This window comes from Pseudomonas eucalypticola (assembly GCF_013374995.1).
In the GTDB taxonomy this organism is placed as follows: domain Bacteria; phylum Pseudomonadota; class Gammaproteobacteria; order Pseudomonadales; family Pseudomonadaceae; genus Aquipseudomonas; species Aquipseudomonas eucalypticola.
Genome location: NZ_CP056030.1, coordinates 1888734 through 1902712 on the forward strand (window position 1 = coordinate 1888734; position 13979 = coordinate 1902712).

The following is a 13979-nucleotide window of genomic DNA, read 5'->3' on the forward strand; positions in this document are numbered from 1 at the left end:
AAATTAAGTTCCATCCCGTTGTGCGATATATAAGTGATGGATCCATATAGACTTTTCGTGCGCGGTATGCTGTTTCAAAAAATAATAATCAAGGCCTGGCACATGACTGAAACACCGTTGTTACAGCAGGCTCGACGCTTCCTCGCGGCCTTGCCTCACTGCCAGGCCATTGGTCTGAGTGTGACGGCCATCGACGCTCGGGGCGTGACCCTGACGCTGCCTTATTCAGCAGCCATCGTCGGTAACCCATTTACTGGAGTGATTCACGGGGGCGCGGTGACCACGCTGATGGACACAACCTGCGGCATTGCGACCTTATGTGTGCTGCCGGTGTTCGAGGTGTGCCCCACGCTGGATTTGCGCATCGACTATATTCACCCTGCCCAGGCGCACAAGGCCATTCACGGCCATGCCCAGTGCTATCGGGTGACCCGTGACGTGATCTTCACCCGCGGCTTCGCCTACCAGGACGACCCCGAGCAACCCATTGCCCAGGTCATGGGCACCTTCATGCGCTTGGGCGCGGGTATCAAAGGGGGGGCGGCGTTCGCGGGTGCATTGGCCCAGGGTGGGCAGCCATGATCGACCCGGCACTGCGCGAACGGATACGTGTGGCCCATGCGCAAAATGACTACACAGCGCTATTGGCCCTGATCCCTTATGCGACGCTGATCGGCATTCAGTGCCGTCGCGAGGACGAAGGCGTGCTCTATTGTCTCCCGGCCAAGCGCGGCAACATTGGTAACCCTTTGTTGCCGGCCCTCCATGGTGGGGTCATCGCCGGGTTCATGGAGCTTGCCGCCGCGCTGCACCTGATGTTGTTCACCGACACCGGGCAGGTGCCGAAAATCATCGATTTCTCCATTGATTATCTGCGAGCCGGGCTCTATCGCGACACCTACGCGCGCTGCCAGCTGTGGCGCCAGGGGCGCCGGGTGACCAATGTGGCCATCACGGCGTGGCAGGCCAGTGCCGGTGAGCCGATCGCCACTGCGCGCGCACATTTCAAAATTGATGAACACACAGCCCCTTGAAATCACTCCCTGTGCCCCCATCTGGTTGTCATCCCGCCGCAAATGCGCTTGAGCCCGCGGCCTGTGCCATCTGATTGGAGTTTGATGACCATGAGTGTGGAAACTCAAAAAGAAACCCTGGGCTTCCAGACCGAGGTGAAGCAACTGCTGCACCTCATGATCCATTCGCTGTATTCCAACAAGGAAATCTTCCTTCGCGAATTGATCTCCAACGCATCCGACGCTGTCGACAAGCTGCGCTTCGAAGCCCTGGCCAAGCCAGAGCTGCTGGAAGGTGGCGCAGAACTGAAAATCCGCGTGAGCTTCGACAAGGCGGCCAACACCGTTACCCTCGAAGACAACGGCATCGGCATGAACCGTGACGACGTGATCACCCACCTGGGTACCATCGCCAAGTCCGGCACCGCCGACTTCATGAAGAACCTGACCGGTGACCAGAAGAAAGACTCGCACCTGATCGGCCAGTTCGGTGTGGGCTTCTACTCCGCGTTCATCGTCGCCGACCAGGTTGACGTGTATAGCCGTCGCGCCGGTACCGCTGCCAGCGAAGGCGTGCACTGGTCGTCCAAGGGCGAGGGCGACTTCGAAGTCGCGACCCTCGACAAGGCCGACCGCGGCACCCGTATTGTCCTGCACCTGAAAGCGGGCGAAAGCGAATTCGCCGATGGTTGGCGCCTGCGCAACATCATCAAGAAGTACTCCGACCACATCGCCTTGCCGATCGAACTGCCGAAAGAACAGGAAGCGGCCGAAGGCGAGGAGCAGCCAGCCGTCGAATGGGAAACCGTCAACCGCGCCAGCGCCCTGTGGACCCGTCCGCGTACCGAGGTCAAGGACGAGGAATACCAGGAGTTCTACAAGCACATCGCCCACGACTATGAGAACCCGCTGACCTGGAGCCACAACAAGGTCGAAGGCAAGCTCGAATACAACTCGCTGCTGTACGTGCCGGCCCGCGCGCCGTTCGACCTGTACCAGCGCGAAGCGCCACGCGGCCTGAAGCTGTACGTGCAGCGCGTGTTCGTCATGGATCAGGCCGAGTCGTTCCTGCCCCTGTACCTGCGCTTCATCAAGGGTGTGGTCGATTCCAACGACCTGTCCCTGAACGTGTCGCGCGAGATCCTGCAGAAAGACCCGATCATCGACTCGATGAAAACCGCCCTGACCAAGCGCGTGCTGGACATGCTGGAGAAGCTGGCCAAGAACGAGCCTGAACAGTACAAGGGCTTCTGGAAGAACTTCGGCCAGGTGCTGAAGGAAGGCCCGGCGGAAGATTTCGCCAACAAGGAAAAGATCGCCGGCCTGCTGCGCTTTGCGTCCACCCACGACGACAGCGGCGAGCAAACGGTGTCTTTGGCTGATTACCTGGCTCGCGCCAAGGAAGGCCAGGATAAGGTCTACTACCTCACCGGCGAGTCGTACGCGCAGGTCAAGAACAGCCCGCACCTGGAGGTCTTCCGCAAGAAAGGCATCGAAGTGCTGCTGCTGACCGACCGCATCGACGAGTGGCTGATGAGCTACCTGACCGATTTCGACGGCAAGGGCTTTGTCGACGTCGCCCGCGGCGACTTGGACCTGGGCAAACTGGACTCGGAAGAAGACAAGAAAGCCCAGGAAGAAATCGCCAAGGACAAGGAAGGCCTGATCGAGCGCCTGAAAGCCGCCCTGGGTGATAGCGTCAGCGAAGTACGCGTGTCGCACCGCCTGACCGACTCGCCCGCCATTCTGGCTATCGGCGAGCAGGACCTGGGCCTGCAGATGCGCCAGATCCTGGAAGCCAGCGGCCAGAAGGTGCCGGACTCCAAGCCGATCTTCGAATTCAACCCGAGCCACCCGCTGATCGAGAAGCTGGACCACGAGCAGAGCGAAGACCGTTTCGCCGACTTCTCGCATATCCTCTTCGACCAGGCGGCACTGGCGGCCGGTGACAGCCTCAAGGATCCGGCGGCGTACGTGCGTCGCCTGAACAAGCTGTTGGTTGAGTTGTCCGTTTAAGCTGTTGCAGCAAAAACCCGCTTCGGCGGGTTTTTGCGTTTAAGTCCTACTCTCTTTGTATTGGGGAAATTACATGACCGTTACCGTTCAATCCGTTGTCTATCAGATCGATGGCAAGCCGTATGAAAGCCGTCTGGTGTATGACGATGCGGTGGTATCCCCGCGTCCGGGTCTGCTGATGGCGCCTAACTGGGCAGGTATCAGTGAGGGCGCCGAGCGGATCGCCCAGTCCGTGGCAGCCGAAGGCTATGTGGTGCTGCTGGCCGACCTGTACGGCCAGGGCGTGCGCCCAAAGGGCAATGAAGAATGCCTGGCCGCCATGATGCCGCTCAAGACGGACCGTGCCTTGCTGCGCAAGCGCATGCAGGCGGCGTTCGAACAGCTGCAAGCCCAGACCACGGCATCGGTGGACAAGGACCAGCTGGCCACTTTCGGTTTCTGCTTCGGGGGTTGCTGCTCCCTGGAGCTGGCCCGCACCGGCGCGCCGCTGAAAGCGGCCGTGTCGTTCCACGGCACCCTGGACACCCCGAACCCGGCCGATGGCAAGAACATCGTCGGCAAGGTACTGGTGCTGCACGGCGCCAGCGACCCGCTGGTACCGAAAGAGCAACTGCCGGCGTTCGAAGAAGAAATGAACGCCGCCGGCGTGGATTGGCAGCTGACCAGCTACGGGGGTGCCTACCACTCGTTCACCGACGTTGAAGCCAACAACCCTGGCGTGCAGATGTACAACAAGACCGTGGCCGACCGTGCGTTCAAGGCCATGCACAACTTGCTGGAAGAAGTGTTTAAGCCAGCCGTCTGATCGGTGCGCCACGCTTCGCTGTAGCGGGCCTGGGCGCGTCGCCGGTGCATGGGGTTTTCCTGATGCTGCGCGGCGTTCGTGACGCGGCCAGGTCCGCTGCTACGGGGTGGCAGCGGTCGCTAGCGGCATCATCCGGGCAATTCGATGCGCTCGGTTTCGCCGGGCACCGTGGGCCAGTCCCGTGCCGCCCACCGGCTACGCGCCTGCTCGATCAGCTTCGCGTGGCTGGCCACGAAATTCCAGTTCATCCGGCGTGGCCCGTCCAGTGGCGCACCGCCAAGCAGCACCAGGTGGCAATCGGTCTGTGCCAGCAGCGTGGGTGTTTCGCCCGCGTTCAGTACCAGCAGCGTCAGCGGCTGCACCGCTTCGTCCTCCAGTTCACCCTCGCCCTCCAGTACATACAGCGCCCGTTCCTGATGCTCGTCCGGAATCGATAGCGTGCTGCCTGCCGCCATGTGCACCTCGGCATACAGGGTGGGGGAGAGCACCGGCACCGGTGACGCCAGGCAAAAGCCCGCTCCTGCAATCAAGCGAATCCGAACCCCCAGGGCTTCGCTGACAGGCAATTGGTCCTCTGGGTGGTAGCTGTAGTGGCTCTCGCCCTGTTCGTGGCGCTGGGGCGATGCCAGCCACACTTGCAGGCCATGCAGGCGCGAGCCGCTGGCGCGCAGGTCGTCGGGTGTGCGTTCCACATGGGCAATGGCCTTGCCGGCGGTCATCCAGCTCACGTCGCCCGGCCCCACGTGCTGGTCCGAACCCAGGCTGTCCTTGTGCAGCAGTGCGCCTTCGAACAGGTAGGTCAGGGTCGACAGGCCGATATGCGGGTGCTGGCGGATGTTCACGCCGTCACCGGGTGCGTAGGAGGTGGCCAGCATGTGGTCGAAAAACACGAAGGGCCCCACCGCACGGCATTGGCGTGACGGCAGCGGGCGCAGGATCGGCTGGCCTTCGACGTGTTCGGCGGGTGGCTTGATCACCAGGTGTGGCATGGCGAGGCTCCTGTCACTGGCTGAACGCGCCTTCGGCCAGGGTGGTGGTGATGGTGACTTCGGTGGTGGTCATCAGTTTGTGCACGGGGCAGCGGTCGGCCACGCGGTGCAGTTCGGCGCGCTGTTCGGCGGTGAGCACGCCCTTGAGGGTCAGGGTCACGTTGATGGCGTATTTGCCTTTCTGTTCCTGGCTGTCATCACGCTGCAAGTCGACTGAGACGCCTGTCAGGGGAATGCCTTTCTTGCGGGCGTAGTACTTGAGCGTCAGGGCCTTGCAGGCGCCCAGGGCTGCGTCGAAGTAGTCGTGGGGGGAGGGTGCGGAGTCGTCGCCGCCCAAGGCCTGGGGCAGGTCGGTGAACAACTGATGGTCGTCGATTTGCAGGCTATGGCGGTAGCTGTCGGCGGATTCGGTGTTGAGGGTGATGGTCATCGGGCTGTCCTTGGGCGTGATGGGAACAGGCAGCATAACCTTTTTGGGATTTGTGTTGCCTGCGAAGCAGGCGCCGCAAAACCAAAAAAAACGGCACCCGAAGGTGCCGTTCCTTGCAGCAAGGGGGTGAGCCCTTACTTGCCCTGCCAGCGCTTGAGTACCAGCGTGGCGTTGGTGCCGCCGAAACCGAAGCTGTTGCTCATCACGGTGTCGATCTTGGCGTTTTCCTGCGTCTGGCGCAGGATCGGCATGTCGGCGACGGCTGGGTCCAGCTCGTCGATGTTGGCGGAGCCGGCAATGAAGTTGCCTTCCATCATCAGCATGCAGTAGATCGCTTCGTGAACGCCAGCAGCGCCCAGGGAGTGACCGGACAGGCTCTTGGTGGAGCTGATGGCCGGAGCCTTGTCGCCGAACACTTCGCGAACACCTTTCATTTCCGCGACGTCGCCGACCGGGGTCGAGGTGCCGTGGGTATTCAGGTAGTCGATCGGGGTGTCGACGGTGGACAGCGCCTGCTGCATGCAGCGGATAGCGCCTTCGCCGCTCGGGGCAACCATGTCGTAACCGTCGGAAGTGGCGCCGTAACCGACGATTTCCGCGTAGATCTTGGCGCCACGGGCCAGGGCGTGTTCCAGCTCCTCGACCACTACCATGCCGCCACCGCCGGCGATGACGAAGCCATCACGGTCGTTGTCGTAGGCGCGGGAGGCTTTTTCCGGGCTGTCGTTGCGCTTGCTGGACAGTGCGCCCATGGCGTCGAACAGGAACGACTGGCTCCAGTGCTCTTCTTCACCGCCGCCGGCGAAGACGATGTCCTGCTTGCCCATCTGGATCTGCTCCATGGCGGTACCGATGCAGTGAGCACTGGTGGCGCAGGCAGAAGCGATGGAGTAGTTCAGGCCCTTGATCTTGAAGGGGGTGGCCAGGCACGCCGACACGGTGCTGCTCATGGTGCGGGTGACGCGGTAGGGGCCGACGCGCTTGACGCCTTTTTCGCGCAGGATGTCCAGCGCTTCCATCTGGTTCAGGGTCGACGCACCGCCGGAGCCGGCGATCAGGCCGGTACGCGGGTTGGAGACCTGCTCTTCGGTCAGGCCCGAATCCTTGATGGCGTCGGCCATGGCCAGGTAGGCATAGGCAGCGGCGTGGCCGACGAAACGGTACACCTTGCGGTCGATCAGTTCTTCGAGGTTGAGGTCGATGGAGCCGGAAACCTGGCTGCGCAGACCCATTTCGGCATATTCCGGGTTGAAGCGGATGCCAGGGCGGTTTGCACGCAGGTTTGCGGAGACGGTGTCTTTGTCATTGCCCAAGCAGGAAACAATGCCCAGACCAGTGATAACGACGCGGCGCATGCGGATAACCCTTAGAAATTTTCGGTGGATGTGAACACGCCGACCCGAAGGCCTTCGGCGGTGTAGATCTCTTTGCCGTCAACGCTGACAGAACCATCGGCGATGGCCAGGTTCAGCTTGCCGCGCAGGACGCGTTTGATATGGATGTTATAGGTGACTTTCTTGGCGGTAGGCAGGACCTGGCCGAAGAACTTCACTTCGCCCGAACCCAGCGCGCGGCCACGGCCCGGCAGGCCTTGCCAGCCCAGGAAGAAACCGACCAGTTGCCACATGGCGTCGAGGCCCAGGCAGCCTGGCATCACCGGGTCACCTTCGAAGTGGCAGGCGAAGAACCACAGGTCCGGGTTGATATCCAGCTCGGCGACCAATTCACCTTTGCCGTACTTGCCACCTTCGTCGCTGATGTGGACGATGCGATCGACCATCAGCATGTTACCGGCGGGCAGTTGCGCGTTACCGGGGCCGAACATTTCGCCGCGGCTGCAGCTCAGTAGTTCGTCCCGAGTAAAGGCGTGTTGTTTGGTCATGCGAGCTCCTCAATAGTCCCGTGTGGCAGTGGGGCAAATTCTCCCAGCCGTGCCAAAGCGATTGCGCCTTTGGCAAGGCAGCCTACACATAGACTATTGCGTTGTAGTGAAAGTCACAGCGCCAGGGACAAAGAAGTACACCTGTGCACTGAAATTTTTTATCCAGGCTGTTCATTTTGCCTGACATAACGTCTAAGACTGCCGCACTTTAACATTTATCGCCAGCCCCGGCTGCCTCTGGGGCGTATTTAGGCTACCAGCCAGCGCTGCAGGATCTGCTTGAGATCGGTACGTTTGAACGGTTTGGCCAGGTAATCGTTCATGCCGGCGCTCAGGCAGGCTTCGCGGTCGCCCAGCAGGGCGTTGGCGGTCAGGGCGATGATGGGTAGTTGCGCATGTTCAGGCAGCTGGCGAATGCGCCGGGTGGCCTCGTAGCCGTCGACGATCGGCAGGCGGCAGTCCATCAGCACCGCGTCAAAGGGCTGTTGGCCGACTTCATGGATGGCCTGGGCGCCGTCACCGACCACGCATACCACGCAGCCCAGGCTGCGCAGCATGGCCTCGATCACTGTCTGGTTGACCGGGTTGTCCTCCACCAGCAGCACCCGCTTGCCCACCCCGTGGGCTTCCTCGCCCAGGCGTGGCTCGCGCAGCGGCGCCACGCTGCGCTGGCTAAAGGCCAGGGGAATTTCCAGCGTGAACAGGGAGCCGTTGCCTTCACGGCTTTCGGCCTGCAGCGTGCCGCCCATGCGTTCGGCCAGGGTGCGCGCGATCGGCAAGCCCAAGCCAGTACCGCCGTAGCGGCGGCTGATGCTGCTGTCGGCCTGCTGGAAGGCCACGAACATGCTTTCCAGGCGCTCGGCGCTGATGCCGATGCCGGTATCGCGCACAGTGCAGGTCAACCAGATCAACTGGTGGTCCAGCACCTGCCAGTGGGCATCGATCTGCACGCTCCCCACCTCGGTGAACTTGATGGCGTTGCCAATCAGGTTCACCAGTATCTGGCGGATGCGCGTGGGGTCACCCTCGACCTGCAGATGGTCGATGCCGGGGGGCAGATTGAGGTTCAGGCTCAGGTTGCGGGCGCTGGCGTTGTGCTGGAAGGCCTGGGCGCAGCTGGCCACCAGCTCGCCAAGATTGAACGGAATATGCTCCAGCTCCAGGGCCGCGCGCTCGATGCGCGAGAAGTCGAGGATGTCGTTGATGACCTTGAGCAAGTGCTCCGTGGACTGAGTGGCCAAGGCCGCGTACTCGTGCTGCTCCTCGGTCATGACCGTGGTTTCCAGCAGTTGCAGCATGCCCAGCACGCCATTCATGGGGGTGCGCAGTTCGTGGCTCATCATGGCCAGGAAGTCTGACTTGGCGCTGTTGGCGCGCTCGGCCTGCTCACGGGTGCTGACCAGTTGCTCGATGGTCTGGCGCTGCTCGCGGCCGGCCTTCTCCAGGCCCGTGGCAAGATTATTGATGTGCTGGGCCAGGCTGCCCAGCTCGGCGTCGTCGACGATCGGCAGGGGTGCCTTGAAATCGCCTTCCTGGATCGCCTTCACGGCCAGGCCCATCTGGCTGATGGGGCGTGCCAGGCTCAAGGCCAGGCGGCGTGCGAGCAGGAAGCTGAACAGCAGGGCGAACAAGGCCAGCACGGCGGCTTTGAGCAGAATTTCCTGCTGGCGCTGGTTGAAGGCGTCGTTGGACATGCCGACGATGACCCGCCCCACGCAGTCGGGCTGGCCCACGCGCAGGTAATTGTCATGGCCCTGGTCGGCGCGCTGCAGGCGGATGCTGGCCTGGAACACCTGGACCTTGGCGCTGTGGTCCTGATTGGCGTCGGGCTGCTCCACGTACAGCAGCACGCGTTCGCTGCTGTCCTGTACTTCCAGGAAGCGCACATGGGGAATTTCCAGGGTGGCGCGCAACAGGCTGTCGAGCACCGTGGTGTTGTTGCTGATCACACCGAATTCGGCCGCCGGCGCCAGCTGGTTGGCGATCAACTGGCCGGTGCGGGTCATTTCTTCATGCAGGTCATGCAGGCGCACGAAGGTGAAGAAGCCCGTCAGCAGCAGTGTCAACAGCAAGGCGGGGCCCAGGCAGATGACCTGGGTGCGGCTATGGATGTCCCAGCCGGGGCGCCATTTCATGAGCGGCTATTTCGCACGGTGCGACCTTGGAAGGTGGGCAAAAGCCGGACATTCTAACCGCATGTGTCAACATTTCCAGTGATGTCTACACACGCGGCTACGCTTTGCCTGCACCGGCTTTGCCTGTGGGACTGGCCGCGGCGGCCACGCTCCGTATAATGCAGGCATCGCCCACTTTTTTGGTTTTGATGGATTGGATATGACTGAACAGCAGCCTGTCGCAGTGCTGGGGGGCGGGAGTTTCGGCACCGCCGTGGCGAACTTGCTGGCCGAAAATGGCCATGCCGTGCGCCAATGGATGCGCGACCCGCAGCAGGCCGAGGCGATCCGCACCCAGCGCGAGAATCCGCGCTACCTCAAGGGCATCAAGATCCACCCCGGTGTCGAGCCGGTCACCGACCTGCTGGCGACCTTGCAAGGCAGCCAGCTGATCTTCGTCGCGCTGCCTTCCAGCGCCTTGCGCAGCGTGCTGGCGCCTCATGCGCAGTTGTTGGCCGGGCGCATGCTGGTCAGCCTGACCAAGGGCATCGAAGCCCAGACGTTCAAGCTGATGAGCGAGATCCTCACCGACATCGCGCCCGCCGCGCGCATCGGCGTGCTGTCGGGCCCGAACCTGGCCCGTGAAGTGGCCGAGCACGCGCTGACCGCCACGGTAGTGGCCAGCGAGGACGACGCACTGTGTACCGAGGTGCAGGCCGCGCTGCACGGGCCGACGTTTCGCGTGTACGCCAGCAGTGACCGCTTCGGCGTCGAGCTGGGCGGGGCACTGAAGAACGTCTACGCCATCATCGCCGGCATGGCCGTGGCGCTGGGCATGGGAGAGAACACCAAGAGCATGCTGATCACCCGCGCGCTGGCCGAGATGACCCGCTTCGCGGTCAGCCAGGGCGCCAACCCCATGACCTTCCTGGGCCTGGCCGGGGTGGGTGACCTGATCGTCACCTGCTCCTCGCCCAAAAGCCGCAATTACCAGGTCGGCCATGCGCTGGGGCAGGGGTTGAGCCTTGAAGAAGCCGTGACGCGCCTGGGCGAAGTCGCCGAGGGCGTCAATACCCTCAAGGTGCTCAAGGCGAAGGCCCAGGAGCTGAACGTCTACATGCCGCTGGTAGCCGGGTTGCACGCGATCCTGTTCGAAGGGCGTACCCTGGCCCAGGTGATCGAGCTGCTGATGCGCGCTGAACCCAAGACCGACGTCGATTTCATTTCCATCAGTGGTTTCAACTGATACGCAGGAGCAACGGACATGAGTGATTCGCCTCTCAAACCCAGCCAGGAATCGATCCTGCTGCGGGTGCTGTGGATGGTGCTGTACGTACTGGTGTGGCAAGCGGCGCAGTTGCTGCTGGGCGCCGTGGTGCTGATCCAGTTGATCTACCGCCTGGTGTACGGGGCACCGAACCTGAGCCTGATGAACTTCGGCGACAGCCTGAGCCAGTTCATGGCCCAGATCGGCCGCTTCGGTAGCTTCCACACCGAGCAGAAACCCTGGCCCTTCGCCGATTGGCCCGCGGCCCGCGCCCCCGAAGGCGAGGCGCCCCACAGCGTGCCGCCGGCGGCGCACCCGGCGCGCGACGAGGAGCCCAAACTGTGAAGCTATGGATCCTGCGCCATGGCGAGGCCCAGGGCCACGCCGCCCAGGACAGCCTGCGCGAACTCACCGACCACGGCCGCGAACAGGTGTTGCGCAGTGCCGCGCACCTGCTGGGTGAGCCGCTCACCGTCCTCTTTGCCAGCCCCTATGTCCGCGCTCAGCAAACCGCCGGTATCGTTCATGAGGCGTTGGCGCTGGAACGCCCCATCGTCACGGTGCCGTGGTTGACGCCCGAGACCGACCCTGGCGAAGTGATCAGCCAGTTGGATGCGCTGGCCGAGGACAATGTGCTGTTGGTGAGCCATCAGCCGTTGGTGGGTGCGTTGGTTGGCCTGCTGGAGAACGGGCACCTGAAAACCCCGCGCGCCATGGACACCGCCAGCCTGGCGGTCCTGGAAGGCGAGTGGCCGCTGGCCGGGCTGCTGACCGTCAAAGCCGTGCATCACGCTTGAGCGCCAGGCGCAGAGCGGCAACGGCGGCGTAACGGCCAAATGCCAGCCTGGAACCGCCCCCTCGCTTGTCACCCTGGTGGGTGGCAAAGATAGTGGCGTGGTTGATTGCGGCAGCCTTGAACCTGGCCCGGCCAGGCGCAGGGTTGCCATGAATATTCCGGTACAAGGACATTTCCATGACCCTATGGCGCACCGAACCCAACCTCGATCAGTTCAACGAGGCGCAGAAAAACACCATCGGCGAAGTGCTCGACATTCGCTTCGAGGCTGTCGACGCCGAATCGCTCACGGCCAGCATGGCCGTCGACCACCGCACCCACCAGCCCTACGGCCTGCTGCATGGCGGTGCCTCGGTGGTACTGGCCGAAACCCTGGGCTCCATGGCCAGCTACCTGTGTATCGACCCCAGCACCCATTACTGCGTGGGCCTGGAGGTTAACGCCAACCACGTGCGCGGCGTGCGCAGTGGCAGGGTCACCGGCGTGGCGCGGGCAGTGCACATTGGACGCACCACCCACGTGTGGGACATTCGCCTGAGCGACGAGCGCGGCAAGCTCAACTGCATTTCGCGGCTGACCGTGGCCGTGGTCCCGCTGGGCGAGAACCCGCCAGGCCGGTAAGGGCGAAGGCTGCTGCGCTGGATGTCAGGCATTCATGGCACGGACAACGCTGGCATGGATGCAGTTGGCGACGATACGGCTGCGCAGGCTCCAATCGGTGTTGATGATGTAGAACTTCTGGATATAGCTGTTCTCGTCCTCGGAGTGAAACCACTGGTCGATTTTGTTACTGAAGTCGTCTGGCACAAACAGCGGCAGCGCGTATTTGGCGCACTGAATGGCACGTAGTTGTCCATTGGGCTTCCACTCTTCGGCAACCTCGTCCATGAACGTTTTCAGCGTGGCGGTGGTATTGGTGTTGCTGCCGCTCCATCGCTGCGTCACGGCGTTGCAGAAAGAAGGATGAAAGGCAGGGCCGGCGTAGGCCAGCACCAGGTTCTTGCCGGGGTGGTTCAACCACAGATGGACGAGGTTTTTGCCCAGTACATCGGCCGGCAGGCAGCGCGGCCCCAGGCGCCCTATCAGCATTGCCTGAAATTCCTGGTGTATGGCAGAGGTAAAACCGTGCAGCTCGTGAAAGTCCAGAATGATGATCTCTTTCTGGGTGTCGGCGGCCTTGAAGTAGTCCAGCAAAGGCTCGAGAAGGTCGGCTTCCAGGCTCACCCCCGTGCTAGTGAAATGCCTCAGTTGAAAGCGCCTCGGATCCCCGGGCCGGAACTGTTCACAACAGTGGACACGCAGGTCCAGTACGCGGATGCCGCCTCGAATCTGTTTGATCAGGGAGACATCCTGGGTCACCTCGTGGGGCAGTTGCATCTGGTCCCGGCGTTCCTTGGTGCTGCCTGAATCGTGGCTGCCCGGCAGTACCAGCTTGTTGATGGGCAGGTTGCCGATGATGGCGTTATTTCCCATCCAGGTATGCAGACGGTCTTGATTGTTGACTCTCATGATGGCCCTTCCTTGGCAATGCTCGTGGGTGATGTATCGACGCGTCGATACCCGACCATGCTAAGGCGGGGAAGATGAGCGGCCGAGCCGGAAAGCTTGCCTCTGGGGCCATGCGGGGAATTCGCATTGGGCCGATTGACATAAATGCCATCGTTTTACTAGGATGACACCCAAGCGCCGATTTAAGACAGCTACTTGCGGGGCGCGGAACTTCCTTTTCCAAGGGGTTCGAAATACCGCTAAAACGCTGGTTCGGTGTCGCCTCCCACCGCAGCCCAGCGGGACTTGCGAGGCTTGGAAGACACCACCATGAGTTGCCCCCGTCCTATCGTTTGCCTGGCGCCGCTGCCCGCGAGCAGCACGGCCCGTACCCCTCGTATTCTTCTGGTCGGCCAGCATCAGCCCACGTTGCTGCGTTACCTCGATGGTTGGCCACGGCGGGCGGGCAGGGCCAGTGCCTCCCTGATCCAGTTCGTCGCCCCAGGCGAGTCTCTGGTCGGCCTGGCCAACGACCGCTTCGATCTGGCAGTCGTGCATTCGCCCTGTTCCGAGCAGGCCGCCCAGGTCATTGGCCACCTGACGCGCGTGGCACGTCAGGGGCTGGTAACGTTTCGCCAGCCGCGTTGACCGGCCCGAGATTTGGCCGGGCGGCCCGCCTCATGCCGTGGGGTGGCTGGCGTTACCCTTCATAACTGATGCTGTTCACGTACCACGTCGCTTCGCCCGATGGGGTCTGAACACGCACTTCGTCGTCGCGTTCTTTCTTCAGCAGCGCGCGCGCCATGGGGGAGTCGATCGAGATGTAGTCATTGCGGCCGTAGATTTCGTCATAGCCCACGATGCGAAATTTCTTCGTCTCCCCTTCGTCATTCTCGACCTCGACCCAGGCACCAAAAAACACCTTGCCCTCTTGCTCAGGGGAATAGTCGACCACCTTGACGTCTTCCAGGCGCTTGCGCAGGTAACGCACGCGCCGGTCGATTTCACGCAACAGTTTCTTGTTGTACTGGTAATCGGCGTTTTCGCTGCGGTCGCCCAGGGACGCAGCCCACGCGACCTTCTGGGTAATTTCGGGGCGGTACACACGCCACAGGTGGTCGAGTTCGCCCTTGAGCGCCTCGTGGCCTTTTCGGGTAATGATGTTGGTGGCCAACGCTA

The 13979-nt window shown here is 62.3% G+C and carries 16 protein-coding genes; 9 read left to right on the plus strand and 7 right to left on the minus strand.

Annotated features, from left to right (window positions below; genetic code table 11):
* The first annotated feature begins 102 nt into the window (after nucleotides 1-102).
* From HWQ56_RS08735 to HWQ56_RS08750, 4 genes are all read left to right on the plus strand, one after another.
* The gene (locus HWQ56_RS08735) at nucleotides 103-582 is read left to right on the plus strand and encodes a PaaI family thioesterase (RefSeq protein WP_176570230.1); all 480 of its coding nucleotides are present in this window, start codon (nucleotides 103-105) and stop codon (nucleotides 580-582) included.
* A complete protein-coding gene (locus tag HWQ56_RS08740) occupies nucleotides 579-1034 on the plus strand; it encodes a PaaI family thioesterase (RefSeq protein WP_158154796.1) in 456 nt (151 codons plus the stop codon). Before HWQ56_RS08735 ends, HWQ56_RS08740 begins: the two co-directional genes overlap by 4 nt.
* A 90-nt stretch (nucleotides 1035-1124) precedes the next feature.
* A complete protein-coding gene (htpG, locus tag HWQ56_RS08745; RefSeq protein ID WP_158154795.1) occupies nucleotides 1125-3029 on the plus strand; it encodes a molecular chaperone HtpG in 1905 nt (634 codons plus the stop codon).
* Between the two features lie 73 nt (nucleotides 3030-3102).
* Nucleotides 3103-3834: a dienelactone hydrolase family protein gene (locus tag HWQ56_RS08750; RefSeq protein WP_158154794.1), complete on the plus strand. Its 732-nt coding sequence runs from the start codon at nucleotides 3103-3105 to the stop codon at nucleotides 3832-3834.
* Nucleotides 3835-3962: 128 nt separating this feature from the next.
* Here HWQ56_RS08750 and HWQ56_RS08755 read toward each other — a convergent pair whose 3' ends face one another.
* The 5 genes from HWQ56_RS08755 to HWQ56_RS08775 form a co-directional block, all read right to left on the minus strand.
* Nucleotides 3963-4823, minus strand: a complete 861-nt coding sequence (locus HWQ56_RS08755; RefSeq protein WP_176570231.1) for a pirin family protein — start codon at nucleotides 4821-4823, stop codon at nucleotides 3963-3965.
* 13 nt (nucleotides 4824-4836) lie between these two features.
* Nucleotides 4837-5253 (minus strand): OsmC family protein, encoded by a 417-nt coding sequence (locus HWQ56_RS08760; RefSeq protein WP_158154792.1) that lies wholly within the window; start codon nucleotides 5251-5253, stop codon nucleotides 4837-4839.
* Nucleotides 5254-5387: 134 nt separating this feature from the next.
* Complete coding sequence (gene fabB, locus HWQ56_RS08765; RefSeq protein WP_158154791.1) at nucleotides 5388-6608, minus strand: beta-ketoacyl-ACP synthase I; 1221 nt, start codon at nucleotides 6606-6608, stop codon at nucleotides 5388-5390.
* A gap of 11 nt (nucleotides 6609-6619) precedes the next feature.
* Nucleotides 6620-7135, minus strand: a complete 516-nt coding sequence (gene fabA / locus HWQ56_RS08770; RefSeq protein WP_158154790.1) for a 3-hydroxyacyl-[acyl-carrier-protein] dehydratase FabA — start codon at nucleotides 7133-7135, stop codon at nucleotides 6620-6622.
* 248 nt (nucleotides 7136-7383) lie between these two features.
* Complete coding sequence (locus HWQ56_RS08775; protein ID WP_176570232.1) at nucleotides 7384-9270, minus strand: response regulator; 1887 nt, start codon at nucleotides 9268-9270, stop codon at nucleotides 7384-7386.
* A gap of 199 nt (nucleotides 9271-9469) precedes the next feature.
* On the opposite strand from HWQ56_RS08775, the gene HWQ56_RS08780 reads away from it, so the two are divergent.
* The 4 genes from HWQ56_RS08780 to HWQ56_RS08795 all read left to right on the plus strand — a co-directional run bounded on the left by HWQ56_RS08780 (nucleotide 9470) and on the right by HWQ56_RS08795 (nucleotide 11933).
* Nucleotides 9470-10495 carry an NAD(P)H-dependent glycerol-3-phosphate dehydrogenase gene (locus HWQ56_RS08780; protein WP_158154788.1) on the plus strand — a complete coding sequence of 342 codons (1026 nt, stop codon included), beginning with the start codon at nucleotides 9470-9472 and terminating at the stop codon, nucleotides 10493-10495.
* An 18-nt stretch (nucleotides 10496-10513) separates the two neighbouring features.
* Nucleotides 10514-10861 (plus strand): DUF4389 domain-containing protein, encoded by a 348-nt coding sequence (locus HWQ56_RS08785; RefSeq protein WP_176570233.1) that lies wholly within the window; start codon nucleotides 10514-10516, stop codon nucleotides 10859-10861.
* On the plus strand, nucleotides 10858-11313 hold the full coding sequence (gene sixA / locus HWQ56_RS08790) for a phosphohistidine phosphatase SixA (protein ID WP_176570234.1): 456 nt from the start codon (nucleotides 10858-10860) through the stop codon (nucleotides 11311-11313). Before HWQ56_RS08785 ends, sixA begins: the two co-directional genes overlap by 4 nt.
* Nucleotides 11314-11489: 176 nt before the next feature.
* Entirely contained in the window at nucleotides 11490-11933 is a 444-nt protein-coding gene (locus HWQ56_RS08795; RefSeq protein ID WP_176570235.1) for a hotdog fold thioesterase, read from the plus strand.
* A gap of 24 nt (nucleotides 11934-11957) precedes the next feature.
* Here the strand turns inward: HWQ56_RS08795 and HWQ56_RS08800 are convergent, their stop codons facing one another.
* Nucleotides 11958-12821 (minus strand): PI-PLC domain-containing protein, encoded by an 864-nt coding sequence (locus tag HWQ56_RS08800; protein WP_176570236.1) that lies wholly within the window; start codon nucleotides 12819-12821, stop codon nucleotides 11958-11960.
* 309 nt (nucleotides 12822-13130) lie between these two features.
* Between HWQ56_RS08800 and HWQ56_RS08805 the strand changes: the two genes are divergently transcribed.
* Nucleotides 13131-13448: a hypothetical protein gene (locus HWQ56_RS08805; protein ID WP_176570237.1), complete on the plus strand. Its 318-nt coding sequence runs from the start codon at nucleotides 13131-13133 to the stop codon at nucleotides 13446-13448.
* Nucleotides 13449-13500: 52 nt separating this feature from the next.
* Here the strand turns inward: HWQ56_RS08805 and greB are convergent, their stop codons facing one another.
* Entirely contained in the window at nucleotides 13501-13974 is a 474-nt protein-coding gene (greB, locus tag HWQ56_RS08810) for a transcription elongation factor GreB (protein ID WP_176570238.1), read from the minus strand.
* Nucleotides 13975-13979 lie beyond the last annotated feature (5 nt).

Coding starts and splice junctions, on each gene's coding strand:
- HWQ56_RS08735 (WP_176570230.1), top strand. CDS start 103: ATGACTGAAACACCGTTGTTACAGCAGGCTCGACGCTTCCTCGCGGCC.
- HWQ56_RS08740 (WP_158154796.1), top strand. CDS start 579: ATGATCGACCCGGCACTGCGCGAACGGATACGTGTGGCCCATGCGCAA.
- htpG (WP_158154795.1), top strand. CDS start 1,125: ATGAGTGTGGAAACTCAAAAAGAAACCCTGGGCTTCCAGACCGAGGTG.
- HWQ56_RS08750 (WP_158154794.1), top strand. CDS start 3,103: ATGACCGTTACCGTTCAATCCGTTGTCTATCAGATCGATGGCAAGCCG.
- HWQ56_RS08755 (WP_176570231.1), bottom strand. CDS start 4,823: ATGCCACACCTGGTGATCAAGCCACCCGCCGAACACGTCGAAGGCCAG.
- HWQ56_RS08760 (WP_158154792.1), bottom strand. CDS start 5,253: ATGACCATCACCCTCAACACCGAATCCGCCGACAGCTACCGCCATAGC.
- fabB (WP_158154791.1), bottom strand. CDS start 6,608: ATGCGCCGCGTCGTTATCACTGGTCTGGGCATTGTTTCCTGCTTGGGC.
- fabA (WP_158154790.1), bottom strand. CDS start 7,135: ATGACCAAACAACACGCCTTTACTCGGGACGAACTACTGAGCTGCAGC.
- HWQ56_RS08775 (WP_176570232.1), bottom strand. CDS start 9,270: ATGAAATGGCGCCCCGGCTGGGACATCCATAGCCGCACCCAGGTCATC.
- HWQ56_RS08780 (WP_158154788.1), top strand. CDS start 9,470: ATGACTGAACAGCAGCCTGTCGCAGTGCTGGGGGGCGGGAGTTTCGGC.
- HWQ56_RS08785 (WP_176570233.1), top strand. CDS start 10,514: ATGAGTGATTCGCCTCTCAAACCCAGCCAGGAATCGATCCTGCTGCGG.
- HWQ56_RS08795 (WP_176570235.1), top strand. CDS start 11,490: ATGACCCTATGGCGCACCGAACCCAACCTCGATCAGTTCAACGAGGCG.
- HWQ56_RS08800 (WP_176570236.1), bottom strand. CDS start 12,821: ATGAGAGTCAACAATCAAGACCGTCTGCATACCTGGATGGGAAATAAC.
- HWQ56_RS08805 (WP_176570237.1), top strand. CDS start 13,131: ATGAGTTGCCCCCGTCCTATCGTTTGCCTGGCGCCGCTGCCCGCGAGC.